Raw genomic sequence first — 2,561 nt, 5'->3', positions numbered from 1 at the left:
ACCCAGGAATCCCGCTGGCCTCAGGTGCAAGCTGCCTTTAGGAACGTGGGCCGATCTCTGAATGTTTCCTAAAGCTTTTCCTGAGAGGATTTTCTCAAGTGATTGAACCGGGTTGACGGACTTGGGTGGGTTAAGGTTGAGCCCTTTAGGGCTGAGTTATGGTCATTTTAGGTTGGGGTGAGACGCCTGGGCTACTGAGAAAAGCCTTGTGGTTCTGGGGATTATTGCTCCGCAACGCTGACGCGAAGACGCGACCAACGTTTTGGGTGTGGGTGCAGTGTCCTAGCTTGAATCGAAATAACCCTACCTACGGGTTCCAGCCGAGCCATCTGGTGCTAGAACGGTAGTGTTTTGAACCTGCGGAGATGGGATCCCACCCTCTTGGGCCTGCTCTATGACCGTATACGTGGTTCAGATCAGCGACCTGCATCTGTTTGCCAAGCCCCATCACCGGCTGCTGGGGGTGGACACGGAAGCCTCTTTCCTGCAGGTGCAAAAGGCCATTGCCGCTCTGGATCCCTTGCCGGATCTGCTGCTGCTTACCGGAGATCTCTCTCAAGATGGCAGTGCGGCATCTTACGCCCGTTTGAGAGCCCATTTGCAGGCTCTCCCCATCGATACTTACTGGTTGGCAGGCAACCACGATCGCCTGCACAACATGAACCAAGAGCTCCACGCCGAGCGGCTATTCGGGGACAAGAGCTTCAGCCGGGAAAATTGGAGTTTTATTTTGTTGAACTCCCTCGTGCCCGGCAAAGACAGCGGTTACCTGACGGAGCGCACGCTGCTGTGGCTGAGACAGGAATTGCAGCGGAGCAAAGCTGCCCAACACCATGTTTTGTTGGCCCTGCACCATCCCCCTTTTTCGGTGGATTCTGCCTGGCTGGATCAAAGTGCCCTGCAGCAGCCAGAGCGGTTGTTTGGGGTTCTGGACGAGTTCGACCACATCCGCCTCGTTGTATTCGGCCATATTCACCAAGACCTGCACCGCCGGCGGGAGGGGGTTGATTACCTGGCTTGTCCCTCAACCTGTGTGCAATTTCGTCCCAAGAGCCCCCAGTTTGGCCTGGAGGTAATTCCCCCTGCCCTGAGGCAGATATGGTTGGAGCGAGATGGCAGCTTCAAAACTCAGGTTCAACGGGTGGGAGCTGCTCTGCAACGGCCCAACCTGGCCCTGAAGGGATATTAGCTCTCCCCCTCTTGAACCTCTGTGGGGGGTAGCCCGATGGCCTGCCCCAAACAGACGCTGGCCCCCAGCAAGGCCAACCACCCCGGCAGCAGCGACAGGAAGGCCACTGCAGCCACCAAGGTGTTGTTTCCCCCCTGCAAAAGGCTGTAGAGCAGCATCGGCAGCGTGAGAACCCGCCCACCGCCGACGAAGAAGGTGAGCAAAAATTCGTTCCAAGAGATCAAAAAGGCAAATACCGCCCCAATGGCTGCCCCAGGGGCAATGAGGGGCAACGTCACCTGCCACCACACTTGCCAGGGATCCGCCCCCAAACAGCGGGCCTGCGCCTCGTAGCCGCGGTCGAAACGGGCGAACACACTGCCCATCACCAGAGCCATGTAGGGAATGGTGGGAATCAGATGCACCAAAACCACCGCCAGCAGGGTACTGTCCAGCCGCAGGCGAATCAGCACCCCTTGGATGCCCATCAATACGGCCAAAGGAGAGGTGATGATGGGCAATAGCAGCAGCAGGCGCAGCCAGGCAGGCACGGGACGGGTGCCCAAAACTCGCCCTGCCGGGATCCCCACCCCCAGGGCCAGCAGGGTGGTAAACAGGGCAATTTGCAAGCTCTGGCCGAAGGCTGCCCGGAACTGGGATCCCCAGCTCAGCAGTTGCTGCCAACCGGCTATGCTCCATGCCCGGGGCAGGGCATCGGGAAAATACCAGGCCCGCGTGAAGGCCCAAAGAGCCAGCACCCCAAAGGGCAAAGCCCAAAGGAGGGCCACTCCGGCCACCCCGAGGCGGAGCAGGGATCCCCCAATCCATCTGCGTCCTTTCACGGCTTTCTCCAAGGACTCCGTCCCGCTGAGCCAAACGGCAGCTGCAGAAAGGATACTCTGGCTGCAAACAGCCCTCCGATTAGGCTGACCACCGCTGCCGAGACAGCCAGCAGGATGATCCCCAGCGCCACCGCCTGCTGCCGCTGCTCCAGGTTGATGTGGGTGAAGCGCTGGTAGATCAGAACGGGCAAGGTGCGCGGGTAGGTGGGCCCCAAGAGCAAGGGAACCTCAAAAGCGCTGAAGACGAAACCGAAGATGAGGATCCCGGTGGCCAGCAGCCCCGGCCTCAGCAAGGGCAGCGTTACATACCAAAACGTTTGGGCGGCAGAAGCCCCCAACAGACGAGCCTGTTGCTCCAGATCGGATCCCATCCCGCGCAGCAGCGTCAGCACCACCAGAGCGGCAAACGGGATCTCCTTCCAAAGCCAATAGAGCAACACCCCCACATAGCCGCGGTCGTTCACCCACAAGGGAAAATCCTGATCCGAGGCAATCCAGCCCAGTTGGAAGGCCAGCCGCGCCAGCCAACCGCTGGGCCCCAGCAGCAGCAG

General features: G+C 59.7%; 3 protein-coding genes. 1 reads left to right on the top strand and 2 read right to left on the bottom strand.

Annotation, left to right across the window (positions count from 1 at the left end; genetic code table 11):
* The first annotated feature begins 394 nt into the window (after nucleotides 1-394).
* Complete coding sequence (gene cpdA / locus NW837_RS08810; protein WP_414330753.1) at nucleotides 395-1,189, top strand: 3',5'-cyclic-AMP phosphodiesterase; 795 nt, start codon at nucleotides 395-397, stop codon at nucleotides 1,187-1,189.
* On the opposite strand, the gene NW837_RS08805 is transcribed toward cpdA, so the two are convergent.
* Both NW837_RS08805 and NW837_RS08800 read right to left on the bottom strand, forming a co-directional pair.
* A complete protein-coding gene (locus tag NW837_RS08805) occupies nucleotides 1,186-2,010 on the bottom strand; it encodes an ABC transporter permease (RefSeq protein ID WP_414330751.1) in 825 nt (274 codons plus the stop codon). The two genes, cpdA and NW837_RS08805, sit on opposite strands and share 4 nt — an antisense overlap.
* A partial coding sequence (locus NW837_RS08800; RefSeq protein WP_414330748.1) for an ABC transporter permease subunit occupies nucleotides 2,007-2,561 on the bottom strand: 555 nt, incomplete at its 5' end. The genes NW837_RS08805 and NW837_RS08800, both read right to left, overlap by 4 nt.

The sequence above is a fragment of the Synechococcus sp. R6-10 genome (genome assembly GCF_047461815.1).
GTDB lineage: Bacteria > Cyanobacteriota > Cyanobacteriia > Thermostichales > Thermostichaceae > Thermostichus.
The sequence above is the reverse complement of the archived record's forward strand: the minus strand, read 5'-3'. Positions and strand labels throughout refer to the sequence as shown.